Consider the following 15,793-nt stretch of genomic DNA (forward strand, 5'->3'; position numbering starts at 1 on the left):
GTCGGCCCACTCCCCGAAGACCAACTCGACGCCGCCACCGAAGGCTGGAACCACTTCTTCAACGAACTCGCCACACTCCTGGCGAAGTGAACACCCCAACACCAGGCCGGCCGGGCGTGACGTCACGCCCGGCCGAAACGCGCTCACAGCCGGCGCGGCCTACGGGCCAACCCGCCCTGGCACCATTCCTTGTAGTCGAACAGTTCCGGGTCCGAGATCAACGCCTTGGTGTTGTGGACCCACAACAGCACCCAGGCGTCCTGAGTGGCCGCCGCCTGCTCCAGCAACCGCCGGACCCTGCGTCGCGGATGCGCCCGGAATCCGGTGCGCACCGCGTCGGCGGCGTAGAGGTACAGACAGTGCAGGGCGAAGGTCCGTTTGGGGCACATCGGATCCGCGGCCAACTCCACGAGCGTCGGCATGAGCGGATCGTCCGCCAGCAGCAGGTCCCACTGCGCCGCGATCTGCGGCGGTCCCGCCGCCGGGTCGTTCGCCCAGGCGCGCAGTTCCTCCGCGGTCGGGTTGACCGCGGAGGCGAAGCCGGCGAACACCGTTGACTCCTGCATACGTTCCCCCTGACCGTCGGCGCTGTAGCGTCAACCTAATCCGGCGACGAACCGGACGCCAGCGGATAGCCGGGAACGTCATGAAACCGATACGCGGGCCTGGACCGTTCGGCGGACCGGCCGACGTCACGGCCAGGCCCGCCGAGCCGATCAGGTCGCCGGCGTGGCCGAACGGTCGAACAGCGCCGGCAGCGTCGGCTGCCACGCCTCCCGCATCTCCTCCACCGACACCGAGAACAGGCCGTCCACGTCGAGCCCGTCCATCTTGGAGTCGACGATTCCCAGCGGCTGCCACGGCACGTCGTTCTCCTCGCACAACGCCCGCACCGCCGCCTCGTGCCCGCGCGGCACCGTCACGATCGCGCGCGCGGTGGACTCGCTGAACAACCAGACGAAGTCGTCGAGGCCGTCGGGAAGCCGCACCCGGGCACCGACACCGTGACGCAGCACCGACTCCAGCAGCGCCTGCGCCAGGCCGCCGTCCGACAGGTCGTGCGCACCGGAGAACAACTCCACCTCGGCCGCCCGGCGCAGCACCGACGCCAACGCCTGCTCCGCGACCAGGTTCACCTCCGGGGGCGTACCCCCCAGGTGCCGGTGTTCCTGCCACGCCCACTCCGAACCGGACAGTTCCGGCCGGGTCTCGCCCAGCAGCAGGATCCGGTCGCCGTCGTTGGCGAACCCGCTCGACAACCGCCGCGACACGTCGTCCAGGACACCGAGCACACCCACCACGGGCGTCGGGTGGATCGGCACCATGCCGGTCTGGTTGTAGAAGCTCACGTTCCCGCCGGTCACCGGGATCCCCAGTGCCGCCGAGCCGTCGGCCAGGCCGCGCACCGCCTCACCGAAACTCCACATGACCTCCGGGTCCTCGGGGGAACCGAAGTTGAGGCAGTTCGTGATGGCGATCGGGTTCGCGCCCGTGACCGCGACGTTCCGGTACGCCTCCGCCAACGCCAACTGCGCGCCCGCGTACGGGTCCAGCTTGGCGTACCGGCCGTTGCCGTCGGTGCTGAGCGCGATGCCCAGGCCCGACTCCTCCGACAACCGGATCACACCGGCGTCCTCGGGCTGCGCCAGAACCGTGTTGCCGCGCACGTAACGGTCGTACTGCTCGGTCACCCACGTCTTGTCGCACAGGTTCGGGGAGCCCGCCATCCGCAGCAGCGTGGCCTTCAGCTCCTCCGCGTCGGCGGGACGCGGCAGCGTCTCCGCGCGGTCCACCGCCACCAGGTCCCGGTCGGCCGGGGGCCGCATCGGGCGCCGGTACACCGGCCCGTCGTCGGCGAGGCTGCCCGGCGGGCAGTCGACCACGGTCGCGCCGTGCCAGTCGACGATCAGGCGGGGACCGGTGTCGGCGGCGGGCGGCATGACCTCGCCGATGGCGGTGGCCAGCACGCCCCACTTACGGGCGACCGCCAACACCTCGTCCAGTTTGGACGGCTCGACGATCAGCAGCATCCGCTCCTGCGACTCGCTCGCCAGGATCTCGTGCGGCAGCATCGACGCCTCACGCAACGGGACCCGCTCCAACGCCACGCGCATCCCCAGGCCCGCCGCGGCGGCCGTCTCCGACAACGCGCAGGTCAACCCGGCGCCGCCGAGGTCCTGGATGCCGGTGATCAGGCCCGCGTCGTACATCTCCAGGCACGACTCGATCAGCAGCTTCTCGATGAACGGGTCACCGACCTGCACGCTCGGGCGCGCGGCGCCCGCGTCGTCGCCGAACGTCGCCGACGCCAGCACCGACACGCCGCCGATACCGTCACGGCCCGTCTTGGCGCCCAACAGCACCACGACGTTGCCGACCCCGGACGCCGCCATGTTCTGCAACCGGCTCACCGGCAGCACACCGACACACAACGCGTTCACCAGCGGATTCCCCTGGTAACACGGGTCGAAGACCACCTCGCCGCCGATGTTGGGCAGGCCCAGGCTGTTGCCGTACTGCGAGATGCCCGCCACGACACCCGGAAGCACCCGGGCCGTGTCGGGATGCGACGCCTCACCGAACCGCAGCGGATCCATCACCGCCACCGGCCGCGCGCCCATCGCCAGGATGTCGCGGACGATACCGCCGATACCGGTCGCGGCACCCTGATGCGGCTCCACGAAACTCGGGTGGTTGTGGCTCTCCACCTTGAAACTGACCGCCAGGTCGTCGCTCACGCGCACCACGCCGGCGTTCTGGCCGATACCGGCCAACAACCGGTCGGTCTTCGGGCTCTTCTCCGCGAACTGCGAGAAGTGCACCCGGCTCGACTTGTACGAGCAGTGCTCGCTCCACATGATCGAGTACATCGCCAGCTCGGCCTGCGTCGGCCGGCGGCCGAGCACGTCACGGATGCGCTGATACTCGTCTTCCCGCAGCCCCAGCTCGGCGAACGGCTGCGGTTCGTCCGGTGTGGCCTGGGCGCGGCCGACGGTGTCCACCACGCCGGCGGATTCCACGGTGCTCATACGGTGGTTGCTCCCAGATGGGCGAGAACGGACGTGAACACACCCAGCCCGTCCGTCGACGGACCGGTGAGCCGCTCGACGGCGTGCTCCGGGTGAGGCATCATGCCGACCACGTTGCCGGCCTCGTTGCAGATACCGGCGATGTCACGCTGCGACCCGTTCGGGTTGCCTTCGACGTACCGGGCCACCACCCGGTTCTCCGCCTCCAGCGCGTCGAGGGTCGCGGTGTCGGCGACGAAACAGCCCTCGCCGTTCTTCACCGGCACCACGATCCGCTGCCCGGGCGTGAACGCGCCGGTCCAGGCGGTGCCGGTGTTGCCGATCTCCAACGCCTGGTCACGGTTACGGAAGTGCAGTTCCCGGTTGCGGGTGAGCGCCCCGGGAAGCAGGTGCGACTCGCACAGGATCTGGAAACCGTTGCAGATCCCCAAGACCGGCAGCCCACCCCGGGCGGCGTCCACGACGGTCTCCATGACGGCGGAGAACCGGGCGATCGCCCCGCACCGCAGATAGTCGCCGTAGGAGAACCCGCCGGGGAGGATCACCGCGTTGACCCCGCGCAGCGCACTGTCGTCATGCCACAGCGACACCGGCGTCGCCCCGGCGAGCCGGACCGCACGGGCGGCGTCGACGTCGTCCAGGGAACCGGGGAAGGTCACGACCCCGATGCGCGGGCTCATGCGGTGGGCTCCGCCTCGGACGCGTCCGGCAAGCGGACCGTGAAGTCCTCGATGACCGGATTCGCCAACAGCTTGTCCGCGATCTCGGTGGCCTGCTCCCGCATGACCTTCTCGTCAGTGCCCTCGGTGAATTCAAGCTCGATACGCTTCCCGATCCGCACCGAGGCGACCTGACCGGCTCCCAGACGTGGCAGCGCGTTCACCACCGCCTCGCCCTGCGGATCCAGAATTTCCGGCTTGAGCATGACGTCGACGACGACGCGCGTCACAGCCCCGCTCCTGTCGATAGATGAAAAAACCCGTTCACAAGAATATGCGCAGCTTGGGAGGCCGCCAACCCGCCCCCGGGGACATGGCCCGCGTCTCAGCGCACCCGGTTACCCGCCGACGCCCTCGGATTCCCACGCCCGGAACGGATCCGGGGCGCATGCGGGTCCGGCCACGACCCGTTCCGGGTGGCCGACGCCACCACGGGAGGGATCAGAGGATCGCCTCGGGCGTGTACCCGGCGGCGTCGGGGTGCGCCGCCACGATCTCGCCGACCCGCTCCACGACCGAGGCGACCTGAGCCGACGCGGCACCGGTGAAACGCAACGGTTCGTCGATGAGCGCGCCGAGCCGGGCCCGGTCCAGGCCGAGCCGCCCGTCTGCCGCCAGCCGGTCCAGCAGGTCGTTCCCGGTGGTGCCCTTCTCCCGCATCGCCAGCGCCACCGGCACGGCGTGCTGCTTGATGACCTCGTGCGCGGTCTCCCGCCCCACGCCGCCACGCACCGCCGCCAACAGGATCTTGGTGGTGGCCAGGAACGGCAGGTACCGGTCGAGTTCCCGGGAGATGACGGCCGGGTACGCCCCGAACTCGTCGAGGACGGTGAGGAACGTCATGAACAGGCCGTCCGCGGTGAAGAACGCGTCCGGCAACGCGACCCGCCGCACCACCGAGCACGACACGTCGCCCTCGTTCCACTGGCCGCCGGCCAGTTCCGCCACCATCGACGCGTACCCGCGCAACAGCACCATCATGCCGTTGACCCGCTCGGTGGAACGGGTGTTCATCTTGTGCGGCATCGCGGACGACCCGACCTGGCCCGCCTTGAAGCCCTCGGTCGCCAGTTCCGCGCCCGCCATGAGCCGGATCGTCACCGCCAGCGAGGACGGACCGGCGGCGGCATTCACGAGCGCCGACACCACGTCGTAGTCGAGCGAACGCGGATACACCTGCCCGACGCTGTCCAGCACGTTCGCGAACCCCAGGTGGGCCGCCACGCGCGACTCCAGTTCCGCCAGCTTCGCCAGGTCGCCGTCGAACAGGTCGAGCTGGTCGGCGGAGGTCCCGACCGGTCCCTTGATCCCCCGCAGCGGGTACGACCGCAGCAGGTCCTCGACCCGGCGGTAGGCGGCAAGCAGCTCCTCGGCGGCCGACGCGAACCGTTTGCCGAGGGTGGTCGCCTGAGCGGGCACGTTGTGGGAGCGGCCCGTCATGGCCAGTTCGGCGTGTTCGGTGGCCAGTCGCGCCAGCCGGGCCGCCGTGGCCACCATCCGGTCGCGGACGAGCCGCAGCGAGTCCCGGATCTGCAGCTGTTCGACGTTCTCGGTCAGGTCGCGGCTGGTCATGCCCTTGTGGATGTGCTCGTGCCCGGCGAGCGCGCCGAACTCCTCGATGCGGGCCTTCACGTCGTGCCGCGTCACCCGTTCCCTGGCGTCGATCGACGCCAGGTCCACCTGGTCGGCGACCCGTTCGTAGTCGGCGACGACACCGTCGGGAACCGGGACGCCCAGCTCCGCCTGCGCCTTCAACACCGCCAGCCACAGCCGACGTTCGGCGCGGATCTTCGCCGCCGGGTCCCACAGCGCGGTCATGTCGGCGGAGGCGTAACGGGCGGCCAGAACGTTGGGAATCACCCCGCCATTGTGCGCCGTGCCCCCGGCCGGGACCGGGCAAGGGGCACCCGTGGCGAGGTGCCGGTCTCACCCGGCGCTCAGGTCCGGGTGCTCGCCACGTCACCGCCGTCGTCCGGTTCGGTGCGGTACACGGCCGCGAACCGCACCGCCGTCGCGACCGTGAGCAGTACCGCCAGCGCGCTCAACACCCAGGGGTCGGCCGGGTTGCCGCCCAGGTTCCGGTCGACGATGTGCGAGACGCCGTGCACGACCGCGCCCACGGCTCCACCGAACAACCCCACCAGCAGCGCGTCCCGCCACACGACCGCGGCCAGCAGTGCCGCGCCGATGCCGATCTGGAAGGCGCCGGCGTCGTGGAACAGGTGCAGGTTGAACGGCTCGAAACGTGCCACGTACTCGTAGAACGACCGGGGCCAACCGAACGCCCACACGCCCGGAACCAGGAACACCAGCGCACTCAGCACCAGGATCAGTCGCCACCATCGGTTCACGTCGGTCCCCTTCCTCTCGAACCCGACACCGATACGACCCGCCGGACCGCCCGGAACGTGACGTCCCCCCCGGTGGACCGCGTCACCTTTACCCGCTGGCATCACGAACGAGCGATCGCGTATCCTCCCTCACGGAGGATTCGCCTAGTGGCCTATGGCGCTCGCTTGGAAAGCGGGTTGGGTGCAAGCCCTCAGGGGTTCGAATCCCCTATCCTCCGCCACTTCATAACTGCATTCACCAGCCATAACGCGACTGCGACCACCTTAGTGGAACGTCAGTCGCGTTTGGCGTATCGCACCCTTCCCGACCGGTGTTTACCGACACGTGTTGCACGTTTGATGCACGGCCGTGAGGGCGTGTCGGTTCCCACGTAGAGAGGTCCGGAGGCATCCCGGCGGCGGTTGGTTCAGTTCGGGCCGGTCGAACCGGCTTCCGACGTTCGGTGAGGGTGCCGTCGGCGGGTCCGCACCACCCGTCGTAGTCGGTGTCGACCGTGTGAAGACCCCGCCCGGCGAGCTCGCGGAGCACCGTCGACTTCCCCACGCCCGACATCCCGGTGATCAGCACCCGCGTCATGCCGGCGGCGTAACGCGACGGCACGCCGCCACATCACGGCCTTCGCGACCCGGCGACGGCGTATATACGCTGTGAGATGTTTGATCGACACATCCGATATCACCACCGGGGGGTGACCATGAGTCGGACCGTGATCGACTTGGACGACGGCCTGCTCTCCGAAGTGATGCAGGCACTCGGCACCACGACGAAGAAGGAGACGGTGAACTCCGCACTACGCGAGGTCTTGGAACATCGAAGAAGAGCACTCGCTTTGACGAGATTGCGCGAAGCCGCCCACAGCGGCGGATTCGACCTCGGCCTACTCGAATCGAAGACAGAGTATCGCTGGTGACCCTTGCCGGTATCTGATCGGCACCAGTGCACTGGCCGGTTCATGCGTCCTGACGCCGACCGGTTCGGCTGGGACCAGGCGGCGATCGCCGGGCTCATAGCGACATGTCCGATCACCGAGCTCGAATTCTTCTTCAGCGCCCGGTCCCTTGCCGACCGCACACGAGGCATCGAGGACCTTCGCTCCCTTTTCGGCTGGGTTCCCATCGACGACCGGGCTTACGACCGAGCCTGGCAGGTACAGCACACGCTCACCGAACACGGCGAACACCGCAGCGCCGGACCGGTGGATCTGGTGGTCGCCGCGACCGCGGAGCTCCAGAACCTGACACTCCTTCACCGCGACCACGACTTCACGCGTATCGGCGCGGTCACAGGCCAACCACTGCAGTGGTACGGCCCCACCGGGTGAGGGCCTCCGACCGAAGCGGCCCCGTTGTCGTGTGATGACACGCGCACGTGCGTACGACAGATCCGATCCCTTGAAGTTGCCGTTGCCAGGAAGGGCAGTACCGAAGTCGCGCCGAACGACGCACCCCCGCTCGGCGTGGAGTCCTGCGATTTCAATGCTCGCCGAGCCGAGCACATGGCCCACGGTTCGGAAGGTGGATTCAAAGTGGCGGAACCGGGCGATCCCACGAGCCTCGACAGTCGATAAGGGCGGTGAGGCGGTCGACGACGTCGGCCAGCGGCGCGGTGGTGTCGATCTCCAGGGTGGCACCGGCCCGCAGCAACGGTTCGACGGTGCGGCGCTGCTCCAGTTCCCGGGCCAGTTCGTCAGGGTGCCTGCCGTAGTCGTTGGTGGCGCGGGTGGCCAACCGGTGGAGTACCACGTCCTCGGGCGCGCTCAACAGCACGACGTGGTCGAAGTGGCGGTAGAACACGGCCTGGTTCTCGACGCAGCCGCCGACGTACAGCGGACCGGTCGTCCCGGTCAGCAACCGCCGCATCCGGTCCTCCCGCCACACCCAGCCCGGCCGGGTCTCGGGACGGTCGGGAGGGGTGCCGTCGGCGGGTCCGCACCATCCGTCGTAGTCGGTGTCGACGGTGTGAAGACCCCGCCCGGCGAGCACGCGGAGCACCGTCGACTTCCCCACGCCGGACATCCCGGTGATCAGCACCCGCGTCATGCCGGGAGCGTAACGCGACGGCACGCCTGGGCACAGGATGCGAAGATCCCCGCCGTAAGAGGCCACCGCCGACGACATCGGAACCGATACGTCGCCCCTGCCAAGGCGTGGTACCCCGCCCCCGCCGGGCAGCGATTCCAGTTTTGCGGGAGAACTTGAATGGCGTGGGTCGTGATTCAAGTATCTGGGCGGAACTTGAACGAGCACGCCGTCGTTCGAGTTCCGCCGGTACCTTCACCGAGACCCGGCGGGTCACTCCGGCCAGGTGGCGAGGCAGAACGGCCGGCCCGCCGGGTCCAGCAGGACCCGCCACCGGTCGCCGCCGGGTTGGAAGTCGGGGACGGTGGCCCCCAGTTCCACGGCCCGGCGCTCCGCGGCGGGGATGTCCGCCACCGACAGGTCGAGGTGGAACGCCTTCGCGCCGTGCGGGTCCGGCCACGGCGGCGGCGTGTACTCGTCGACCCTGCCGAAGCCGAGCGCGGGACCGTCGCCGCCGGAGAGCATCACCGCGTTGTCGTCCTGGTACGTGATCTCCCACCCCAGCAGCCGCGAGTAGAACTCGCCCAGAGGTTTCGGGTCCGCACAGTCGACGGTGGTCATCGCCAGCCGGACCGGGTTCGTGGTGTCCGTGTTCATGGCGCGATCGTATTCCCGGCTCCGACCGGCGGCTTGAAGAAAACCGCCACCGGCCCGGGGGATTCTCAACCGTGCCGGGAATGCCCCGAACAGTACTTGCGGCCGACCGCGGCCGTGCGGTCGACGAACCCGGCCCCGCAACCGTCCGCGGCGCAGCGTTTCAACCGGCGCCAGCCGTCGCGGGCGACCAGTCGCGCGAGCGCCGACGCCGCCGAGGCCGCCCGGTCCGGTCCGGTCTCGGTCACCATCACCACCTGCCAGTGCTCCCCCGTGCGGCGTAGCCGCAGCCCCGCGGTGGTCGCCGCCAGCAACCGGTTGAGCGCACGCGCCGCCACCTCGGGATCGCCGGCGGCGACGACCGCCGCGAAACCGGGGTGCCGGGGGTCGCGCAACAGTTCCGCCGCCCAACCGATCCCCGGTTCCAGATCCCGGAGACGGCCCGTCCGGTCAGGCATCGGCGATACGCACCCCCATCGAACGCGCCGTCCCGGCGACGATCCGCATCGCGGCGGCCAGGTCGGTGGTGTTGAGGTCCGGGAGTTTGCGTTCGGCGACGGCACGGAGCTGCCGCTGCGACAGTTCACCGACGATGTCTGTCCCGGGCGTGGCGGAACCGCCGCGTCCGAGTTCCCGCTTGATGAGGAACGACGTCGGCGGTGTCTTGTACCGCAGGGTGAAACCGCGGTCCTCGGCGACGGTGACGACGACGGGGACGATCTCACCGCGCTGCCCGGCGGTGGCGGCGTCGTACTGGAGTTTGACGTCACGGATGTTGACACCCGTGACCGCCAACGCCTTGCCGAGTTCGGGAACGGCGGCGTTGCCGGCCTCGAGTGCGATGGTGACGGTGCGGGTGGGCATGACTTCTCCTCGTCCGGCGGAAAGCCGGTCGGCGACCGGCACCGGCCCAGCGTCCGGCCTCCAGTCGCGAGAGGGTCAAGCCCGTAACAAGTGACGTACGTCACCGTCCGGGACCGTCATTCGGTGATGCGCATCCGCGACACCCGGTCTCCGTCGAGCGTGAACCGGAACGTAGACAGGCCGTTGTAGCCGTCGCCGCCCACGTCGATCACGGTCATGACGTCGTCGCCGTCCTCCTCGGCGGACCGCACGTCGAAGGTCTGCCGGACCCCGATGCTCTCCCGTTCGCTCCACTCCCGGATCTGCTCGTGACCGGTGAACTCCCGGCCCCAGTCCTCGACGACGCCGTCCTCGGTGAACGCCCCGACGAATCCGGCGAGGTCGCCGTCGTTGACCGCCGCGACGAGCAGCCTGACCGGTTCGGGCAGTGCGATGTCGGCCATGAGTGTCCCCCTTCCGTCTCGCGTCAGCCTAGATGTCGTGCCGTCTTCCGGGGCCGGGCGAGACGAATCCGGTGCCGCGACTCCGGGGGCACCCGGAGCCGGGTGCCCCCGGAGGGCGGTCACGCGTCGCGGTACCGGAACGCGAGCCAGCCCCCGCCGACGACGAGCAGCAGCCAGGCCGCCATGACGGCCCCGGCCGCGACGGGCGAGTACACCGCCTGCGGGCCGGCGGCGCCCACCAACTGGCCCGCGAGGTTGGTGGGGAGGGTCGCCGAGACCGGGCGCGCCCAGTCCGCGGGCAGGAAGAACGCCAGCATGGGCGCCACGAACAGCAGTCCGGTCATGGTCACCAACGCCCCGGCGGTGGCGCGCAGCAACCAGCCCAGCCCGAAACCGACGAGCGCGATGAACGCGACCCCGACGCCGCGGCCGACGGTGAGTGTCACGGCGTCCGCCACGGTCTCCCACGGCCGGATCGGGGCGGGCCGCCCGGCGGTGAGCACGTCGGTCGCCAACACGGTCAGCCACGCGACGGCCTGGCCGCCGACGACCGCGACACCCAGTACGACCACGAGCTTCGACGCGAGCAGCCGGCCCCGCCGGGGCACCGCGACCAGGGTCGTACGGATGGCGCCACTGGTGTACTCGGCCGTGACGACGAGGGCCGCCAGGACCCCGAACAGGAACTCCGCGAACGGCATCACGGGGATGCCGATGTCGGCGGCCTCGGTGTGGATCCGGTCGGCGGCGGACATGCCGTCCCAGGTCCGGACCATGAGGTGACCGATTCCGGTGCTGCCCACCAGCACCAGGAACATCGCCCCCAGCAGTGCCCGGCTGGACCGGACGCGGTGGAGCTTGTGCCATTCGGACGCGATGACGGACATCGTCAGGACTCCTCTCCGGTGCGGAACTCCACGGCGTCGGCCGTGAGTTGCAAGTAACTGTCCTCAAGGGACGCGGATCGGGGGGTGAGGCGGTGCAGCGTGATCCCGTGTCGCAACGCGATCTCACCGAGCCGTTCGGCGGTCAACCCGGTCACCGACATGCCCTCCGGGTCGGGGGCGACGACGCCTCCCGCCTCGGTGAAGGCGGACTCGGCGGCGACCGGGTCGGCGGCCGCGACCAGGACGTCCCGCCGGAACCGCTCCGCCAGGTCCGCCATCGACGATTCGAGGATCAACCGGCCCCGCCCGATCACCAGGACGTGATCGGCGGTCAACTGCATCTCGCTCATCAGGTGACTCGACACCAGGACCGTCCGCCCGGTGGCGGCCTCGGCGCGCATGAGGTCGCGGATCCACCGGATCCCCTCCGGGTCGAGGCCGTTGACGGGTTCGTCGAACAGCAGCACCTCCGGTTCCCCCAGGAGGGCGGCCGCGATGCCGAGTCGCTGCCGCATTCCGAGTGAGAAGCCACCGATCCGTCGGCGTCCCACGTCGGTCAACCCCACCCGCTCCAGGACGGTGTCCACCCTGGCGGCACCCAACCGGTTGGCGCGCGCCAACGCGATGAGGTGGTCCCGCGCGGCCAGACCCGGATGCATCGCCCCGGCGTCCAGGAGGGCGCCGACGTGCCGCAGCGGTTCGGCGATGCGGTCGTAGGGCCGCCCCAGCACCCGGGCACTCCCCCGGTCCGGCCGGTCGAGGCCGAGCACCATCCGCATCGTCGTGGACTTCCCCGCCCCGTTGGGGCCCAGGAACCCGGTGACCCGGCCCGGTTTCACCGTGAAGCTCAAGCGGTCGACCGCGGTGCGGCGACCGAAACGCTTGGTCAGTTCGGATACTTCGATCATGGCGACACGATGCCCGCCGGAAGGGGTCCGGCGCGTCGCCGTGACGGTGTCATTCCCGGCTACGGCCGGGGTCGGGCGCCGGGTCGTCGTGACGCAGGGACGTCATACCGGGGTATGACCCCGCGAGTCCGACGCGGGTCCGGTGGCGGCGCGTTAGGGTCGGCCGACATGACGTCTCCTCCGCGAACCGGTTGGCCGCGCCGCCTGCGCGGCATCGGCCGCGCCGTGCTGGACGTCGCGCTCGGAATCGGTGCCGGGGTCGTGCTGTGGGGCATCTCCAGTGTCGCGGGTGTCGAGGGCCGGCCGTTGCTGCCGGCGGGCCTCGCGTGGTTCGCGGTACTCGCCACTGCGGTGGGTGCCTCGGTGGCGGTGCGGCGCCGGTGGCCGCTGGCGGCGCTGGTGGTCACCACGGTCGCCATGCTGTTGTTCACGCTGTCGGGTGCCACCCGGGAGCCCTACACGTTCACCGCGCTGGTCATGTACGAGGTGGCGGCGCGACGGCCCCCGGCCCGCTCCGCCCTCGCGCTGACCGGCGTCGTCGCGGCCGCGGGTACCACCATCACCGTGGTGTACCTGCCCACCGACGGCTGGTACGGCACGGTCGGACTGCTGATCAGCATCGTCGTCCTGAACCTCGGTGGGTGGTTGCTGGGCCAGGTGAAACGGCTCCACGACGTCGCGGTGTCCCGGGACGAGGCCGAACGCCGCCGCCAGGCCGTCACGGTGGAGCGGCTGCGGATCGCCCGGGAACTCCACGACGTCGTCGCGCACAGCATGAGCGTGATCGCGGTGAAGGCGGGGGTGACCGCGCTGGTCGCCGAGTCCGACCCACCGGAGGCGGCCAGGGCGCTGCGGGTCATCGAGGACACCAGCCGCAAGGCGCTCGTCGAGATGCGGCACATGCTCGGCGTGCTGCGGGACGGCTCCGACGACGCCACGGAGGGCGCGCTGCTGCCCGCGCCCCGGCTCACCGACCTGCGGGAACTGGTCGACCGGGCGGCCGTCGCGGGCGTCGCGGTGGACCTCTCGGCTACCGTGGCCGAACCGCTGCCCGAAGGGGTCGAACTGGCGGTGTACCGGATCGTGCAGGAGGCGGTGACGAACGTGATCAAGCACGCCGGGGTACCGGAATGCCGGGTCGTGGTGGCGATGGACGGCGGCGAGGTCGTCGTGACCGTCTCCGACTCCGGGCGCGGCGGGGAACCGGGCGGACGTGGGCACGGCATCACCGGGATGCGGGAACGCGTCGCCGTGTACGGCGGTGAGGTGTCGGCCGGGCCGGGTCCGTCCGGCGGGTTCACCGTCGCGGCGCGGATTCCGGCGGGGGAGGCGGAGTGACGGCACCGGTGCGGGTACTGATCGCCGACGATCAGGCGTTGGTGCGCGGCAGTTTCCGGCTGCTGGTGGACACCGCGCCCCGGCTGGTCGCGGTGGGGGAGGCCGAGAACGGGGTCGCGGCGGTGGAGGCGGCGCTGCGTGAGCTCCCCGACGTGGTGCTCATGGACATCCGCATGCCGGAGATGGACGGGATCGAGGCGACCCGGCGGATCTGCGCGGAGACCGACGCCGTCAAGGTGCTGATCCTCACCACATTCGACCTCGACTCCTATGTGTACGAGGCGTTGCGCGCCGGGGCGAGCGGTTTCCTGCTGAAGGACACGCCGCCGCTGGAACTGTTGTCGGCGATCGACGTGATCGCCGCCGGTGACGGCCTGTTGGCGCCGTCGGTCACCCGGCGCCTGATCTCGGAGTTCGCCCGGCGCCCGGTCCCGGCGCGCGTCCCGTCGGTCGACCTGGCGCGGATCACCAACCGGGAGCGGGAGGTGTTGACGCTGGTGACGTCCGGTCTGTCCAACACCGAGATCGCAGAGGCCCTGCGGCTGAGCCCCGCGACGGTGAAGACCCACATAGGACGGCTGTTGTGGAAGCTGTCGGCCCGGGACCGGGCGCAACTGGTCATCGCCGGTTACGAGGCCGGGCTGGTGACCCCGCGCGGACGCCGGCCCTGACACCGTCGATCCATTGCGGAGTATGCGGCCGACTGTCGGCTGCCCGGCAGCGACACATGGACATCGACGCATAGGCTCATGGCCGTCCACCCACCCCTCACGTGACGGGAGCACCCATGACCGATCCGGTATTCGACCGCAAGGACCAGCTCGCACAGATCCAGGCCGGACTGCTGGAAGGCGAGTCGATCATCGCCGTCTACGACGCCACCGGCGTCTCCACCGGCTTCATCGGCCTCACCGACCGGCGAGTGGTCATCATGGACAAGTCGTTCGTCGGTGAGAAGATCGCCCTCACGTCGATCCCGTACAGCCGCATATCCAGCGTCAGCGTCGTCAGCAACCGGTCGTTCGCCGGACAGTTCTTCTCGTCGGGGACCATCGCGATCCACGTCGGCACCAGCGTCTACGAGTGCGTGTTCCGCGGCGACGAGAAGACCCACCACGTCCACCAGGTGATCATGCACCACATCACCACCTCGTGACCCCCGGCCCGCCCCGCCGGAACCGACACGGCTGTGTCCGGTGTCTCCTTCCGGCGGGCGGGAACCCGGATCGCCCGCCACCGCCGTAACGTCTGCGTCCCGCCCCGCGGCCCACCGCCGCCAGCTCCACCGGAGCCGCCGTGACGTCGACGCGATCGCCACAGGACGTCTTCCGGCTGCCCGGGTTCGCGCTGTTCTGGACCGCCGAATCGGTGTCACTGTTCGGGGTCTACGTCACCACCATCGCCCTGCAGGTGCTCGTCGTGCTCGAACTCGACGGCACCGCCGCCGACGTCGGACTCGTGAACGCCGCCCGGTGGCTCCCCTACCTGCTGCTGGGCCTCGTACTGGGCGCGATCGTCGAACGGTGGCGACGGAAACCCGTCATGGTCGTCACCGACCTGGGTAGGGCCGCGCTGCTCACCGCGATCCCGGTGCTCTGGTTCACCGGGCTGCTGAGCCTGCCCACCCTCATCGCCACCGTCGGCCTGCTCGGTGTCCTGTCGCTCCTGAACGACGCCGCCTCCCAGTCGTTCCTGCCCCGGCTCGTCGCCGCCGACCGGTTGCTCGCCGCCAACGCCAGGATCGACCAGAGCGAGGCCGTCGCGCAGACGTCCGGGCCGGTACTCGGCGGCGCCCTCGTCACCGTGTGGGGGGCACCGTTGGCCGTCCTCACCGACGCCGTCGGGCACCTGGTCTCGGCGGTCGCGGTGTGGCGGATCAAGATCACCGAACCGTTGCACCGGCGCGAACCCGGCGCCCGCCTGTGGCGGGACGTCAAGGCGGGGGTGCGGTGGGGATACCGCCACCGCACGCTCGCGCCCCTGGCGTTGTCCACACACATCTGGTTCCTGTTCAACAGCATGGCCACGACCGCGCTCGTGCCGTTCATCCTGTCCGGGCTGGGACTCAGTCCCGCCGCACTGGGCGTCGCGATGGCCGCCGCCGGCGTCGCCGGACTGGGCGGCAGCCTGCTCGCGGTACGGGTCGGCCTACGGTGGGGCGCGGGTCCCACCGTCATCGCGTGCCGGATCCTGGCGGCGGTGGCGTGGGCGGCGATCGCACTCGTCCCCGACGATCCGCTCTTCGGTCAACAGTGGACGCTCACGGCGCTGCTCGCGGGCTGCCAGTTCCTGTACGGTACGGCGTTGGGCCTGGAGAACGCCAACGAGATGGGATACCGGCAGATCACCACCCCCGACCACATGCAGGCCCGGGTGAACACCACCATGCGGTCGGTGAACCGGGCGATGATCGTGGTCGGTGCGCCCGTCGGCGGCCTGCTCGCCGACTCGATCGGGCACCGCCCGGTGTTCCTGGTCGCCGCCGCCGGATTCGGCCTGGCCGTGCTGACGTTGCTGCTGTCACCGTTCCGCACCGCCCGGCACGACGACGCGGCGGCCTGACGGGCGGAGGAACGGGTCG

General features: G+C 70.3%; 18 protein-coding genes, 1 tRNA gene and 2 pseudogenes. 7 read left to right on the top strand and 14 right to left on the bottom strand.

From position 1 onward, the window contains the following. Positions 1-143: 143 nt before the first annotated feature. The 6 genes from LX16_RS10625 to LX16_RS10650 form a co-directional block, all read right to left on the bottom strand. Positions 144-566 (bottom strand): hypothetical protein, encoded by a 423-nt coding sequence (locus tag LX16_RS10625; RefSeq protein ID WP_147137468.1) that lies wholly within the window; start codon positions 564-566, stop codon positions 144-146. A gap of 150 nt (positions 567-716) precedes the next feature. Continuing rightward, positions 717-3,029 carry a phosphoribosylformylglycinamidine synthase subunit PurL gene (purL, locus tag LX16_RS10630; RefSeq protein ID WP_147137471.1) on the bottom strand — a complete coding sequence of 771 codons (2,313 nt, stop codon included), beginning with the start codon at positions 3,027-3,029 and terminating at the stop codon, positions 717-719. Beyond that, a complete protein-coding gene (gene purQ / locus LX16_RS10635; RefSeq protein ID WP_147137474.1) occupies positions 3,026-3,709 on the bottom strand; it encodes a phosphoribosylformylglycinamidine synthase subunit PurQ in 684 nt (227 codons plus the stop codon). Before purQ ends, purL begins: the two co-directional genes overlap by 4 nt. After that, the gene (gene purS / locus LX16_RS10640) at positions 3,706-3,978 is read right to left on the bottom strand and encodes a phosphoribosylformylglycinamidine synthase subunit PurS (RefSeq protein WP_147137477.1); all 273 of its coding nucleotides are present in this window, start codon (positions 3,976-3,978) and stop codon (positions 3,706-3,708) included. Before purS ends, purQ begins: the two co-directional genes overlap by 4 nt. A 211-nt stretch (positions 3,979-4,189) precedes the next feature. After that, positions 4,190-5,608 carry an adenylosuccinate lyase gene (gene purB / locus LX16_RS10645; protein WP_147137480.1) on the bottom strand — a complete coding sequence of 473 codons (1,419 nt, stop codon included), beginning with the start codon at positions 5,606-5,608 and terminating at the stop codon, positions 4,190-4,192. 77 nt (positions 5,609-5,685) lie between these two features. Further along, entirely contained in the window at positions 5,686-6,099 is a 414-nt protein-coding gene (locus LX16_RS10650; RefSeq protein WP_147137483.1) for an Asp23/Gls24 family envelope stress response protein, read from the bottom strand. 133 nt (positions 6,100-6,232) lie between these two features. Here LX16_RS10650 and LX16_RS10655 point away from each other — a divergent pair. Then, a tRNA-Ser gene (locus LX16_RS10655) sits at positions 6,233-6,320 on the top strand. Positions 6,321-6,532: 212 nt separating this feature from the next. Here LX16_RS10655 and LX16_RS28220 read toward each other — a convergent pair. After that, a pseudogene (locus LX16_RS28220) lies at positions 6,533-6,676 on the bottom strand (AAA family ATPase); the annotation flags it as partial. A 118-nt stretch (positions 6,677-6,794) separates the two neighbouring features. Here LX16_RS28220 and LX16_RS10665 point away from each other — a divergent pair. Both LX16_RS10665 and LX16_RS10670 read left to right on the top strand, forming a co-directional pair. After that, positions 6,795-7,010 (top strand): type II toxin-antitoxin system VapB family antitoxin, encoded by a 216-nt coding sequence (locus tag LX16_RS10665; protein ID WP_147140665.1) that lies wholly within the window; start codon positions 6,795-6,797, stop codon positions 7,008-7,010. After that, a pseudogene (locus LX16_RS10670) lies at positions 7,000-7,421 on the top strand (PIN domain-containing protein). The gene LX16_RS10665 and the pseudogene LX16_RS10670 overlap by 11 nt, the downstream one beginning before the upstream one ends. 199 nt (positions 7,422-7,620) lie before the next feature. Here LX16_RS10670 and LX16_RS10675 read toward each other — a convergent pair. The 7 genes from LX16_RS10675 to LX16_RS10705 form a co-directional block, all read right to left on the bottom strand. Next, complete coding sequence (locus LX16_RS10675) at positions 7,621-8,139, bottom strand: AAA family ATPase (protein WP_147137488.1); 519 nt, start codon at positions 8,137-8,139, stop codon at positions 7,621-7,623. 252 nt (positions 8,140-8,391) lie between these two features. Next, complete coding sequence (locus tag LX16_RS10680; RefSeq protein ID WP_147137491.1) at positions 8,392-8,775, bottom strand: VOC family protein; 384 nt, start codon at positions 8,773-8,775, stop codon at positions 8,392-8,394. Between the two features lie 65 nt (positions 8,776-8,840). Continuing rightward, complete coding sequence (locus LX16_RS10685) at positions 8,841-9,230, bottom strand: CGNR zinc finger domain-containing protein (protein WP_147137494.1); 390 nt, start codon at positions 9,228-9,230, stop codon at positions 8,841-8,843. Next, on the bottom strand, positions 9,223-9,636 hold the full coding sequence (locus LX16_RS10690) for an uL11 family ribosomal protein (protein ID WP_147137497.1): 414 nt from the start codon (positions 9,634-9,636) through the stop codon (positions 9,223-9,225). Before LX16_RS10690 ends, LX16_RS10685 begins: the two co-directional genes overlap by 8 nt. Positions 9,637-9,752: 116 nt before the next feature. Continuing rightward, complete coding sequence (locus tag LX16_RS10695; RefSeq protein ID WP_147137500.1) at positions 9,753-10,079, bottom strand: nuclear transport factor 2 family protein; 327 nt, start codon at positions 10,077-10,079, stop codon at positions 9,753-9,755. 119 nt (positions 10,080-10,198) lie between these two features. Continuing rightward, the gene (locus tag LX16_RS10700) at positions 10,199-10,966 is read right to left on the bottom strand and encodes an ABC transporter permease (RefSeq protein WP_147137503.1); all 768 of its coding nucleotides are present in this window, start codon (positions 10,964-10,966) and stop codon (positions 10,199-10,201) included. 2 nt (positions 10,967-10,968) lie between these two features. Beyond that, positions 10,969-11,874, bottom strand: a complete 906-nt coding sequence (locus LX16_RS10705) for an ABC transporter ATP-binding protein (protein WP_147137506.1) — start codon at positions 11,872-11,874, stop codon at positions 10,969-10,971. A gap of 168 nt (positions 11,875-12,042) precedes the next feature. Between LX16_RS10705 and LX16_RS10710 the strand changes: the two genes are divergently transcribed. The 4 genes from LX16_RS10710 to LX16_RS10725 all read left to right on the top strand — a co-directional run bounded on the left by LX16_RS10710 (position 12,043) and on the right by LX16_RS10725 (position 15,774). Continuing rightward, on the top strand, positions 12,043-13,212 hold the full coding sequence (locus tag LX16_RS10710) for a sensor histidine kinase (RefSeq protein WP_158645557.1): 1,170 nt from the start codon (positions 12,043-12,045) through the stop codon (positions 13,210-13,212). Continuing rightward, positions 13,209-13,883: a response regulator gene (locus LX16_RS10715; RefSeq protein ID WP_147137512.1), complete on the top strand. Its 675-nt coding sequence runs from the start codon at positions 13,209-13,211 to the stop codon at positions 13,881-13,883. Before LX16_RS10710 ends, LX16_RS10715 begins: the two co-directional genes overlap by 4 nt. Before the next feature lie 116 nt (positions 13,884-13,999). Beyond that, positions 14,000-14,368, top strand: a complete 369-nt coding sequence (locus LX16_RS10720; RefSeq protein WP_147137515.1) for a PH domain-containing protein — start codon at positions 14,000-14,002, stop codon at positions 14,366-14,368. A gap of 140 nt (positions 14,369-14,508) precedes the next feature. Then, positions 14,509-15,774 carry an MFS transporter gene (locus LX16_RS10725; protein ID WP_147137518.1) on the top strand — a complete coding sequence of 422 codons (1,266 nt, stop codon included), beginning with the start codon at positions 14,509-14,511 and terminating at the stop codon, positions 15,772-15,774. The last annotated feature ends 19 nt before the right edge of the window (positions 15,775-15,793 follow it).

The organism is Stackebrandtia albiflava (assembly GCF_007994225.1).
GTDB classification, from domain to species: domain Bacteria; phylum Actinomycetota; class Actinomycetes; order Mycobacteriales; family Micromonosporaceae; genus Stackebrandtia; species Stackebrandtia albiflava.

Coding starts and splice junctions, on each gene's coding strand:
- LX16_RS10625 (WP_147137468.1), bottom strand. CDS start 566: ATGCAGGAGTCAACGGTGTTCGCCGGCTTCGCCTCCGCGGTCAACCCG.
- purL (WP_147137471.1), bottom strand. CDS start 3,029: ATGAGCACCGTGGAATCCGCCGGCGTGGTGGACACCGTCGGCCGCGCC.
- purQ (WP_147137474.1), bottom strand. CDS start 3,709: ATGAGCCCGCGCATCGGGGTCGTGACCTTCCCCGGTTCCCTGGACGAC.
- LX16_RS10665 (WP_147140665.1), top strand. CDS start 6,795: ATGAGTCGGACCGTGATCGACTTGGACGACGGCCTGCTCTCCGAAGTG.
- LX16_RS10675 (WP_147137488.1), bottom strand. CDS start 8,139: ATGACGCGGGTGCTGATCACCGGGATGTCCGGCGTGGGGAAGTCGACG.
- LX16_RS10680 (WP_147137491.1), bottom strand. CDS start 8,775: ATGAACACGGACACCACGAACCCGGTCCGGCTGGCGATGACCACCGTC.
- LX16_RS10685 (WP_147137494.1), bottom strand. CDS start 9,230: ATGCCTGACCGGACGGGCCGTCTCCGGGATCTGGAACCGGGGATCGGT.
- LX16_RS10690 (WP_147137497.1), bottom strand. CDS start 9,636: ATGCCCACCCGCACCGTCACCATCGCACTCGAGGCCGGCAACGCCGCC.
- LX16_RS10695 (WP_147137500.1), bottom strand. CDS start 10,079: ATGGCCGACATCGCACTGCCCGAACCGGTCAGGCTGCTCGTCGCGGCG.
- LX16_RS10700 (WP_147137503.1), bottom strand. CDS start 10,966: ATGTCCGTCATCGCGTCCGAATGGCACAAGCTCCACCGCGTCCGGTCC.
- LX16_RS10705 (WP_147137506.1), bottom strand. CDS start 11,874: ATGATCGAAGTATCCGAACTGACCAAGCGTTTCGGTCGCCGCACCGCG.
- LX16_RS10710 (WP_158645557.1), top strand. CDS start 12,043: ATGACGTCTCCTCCGCGAACCGGTTGGCCGCGCCGCCTGCGCGGCATC.
- LX16_RS10720 (WP_147137515.1), top strand. CDS start 14,000: ATGACCGATCCGGTATTCGACCGCAAGGACCAGCTCGCACAGATCCAG.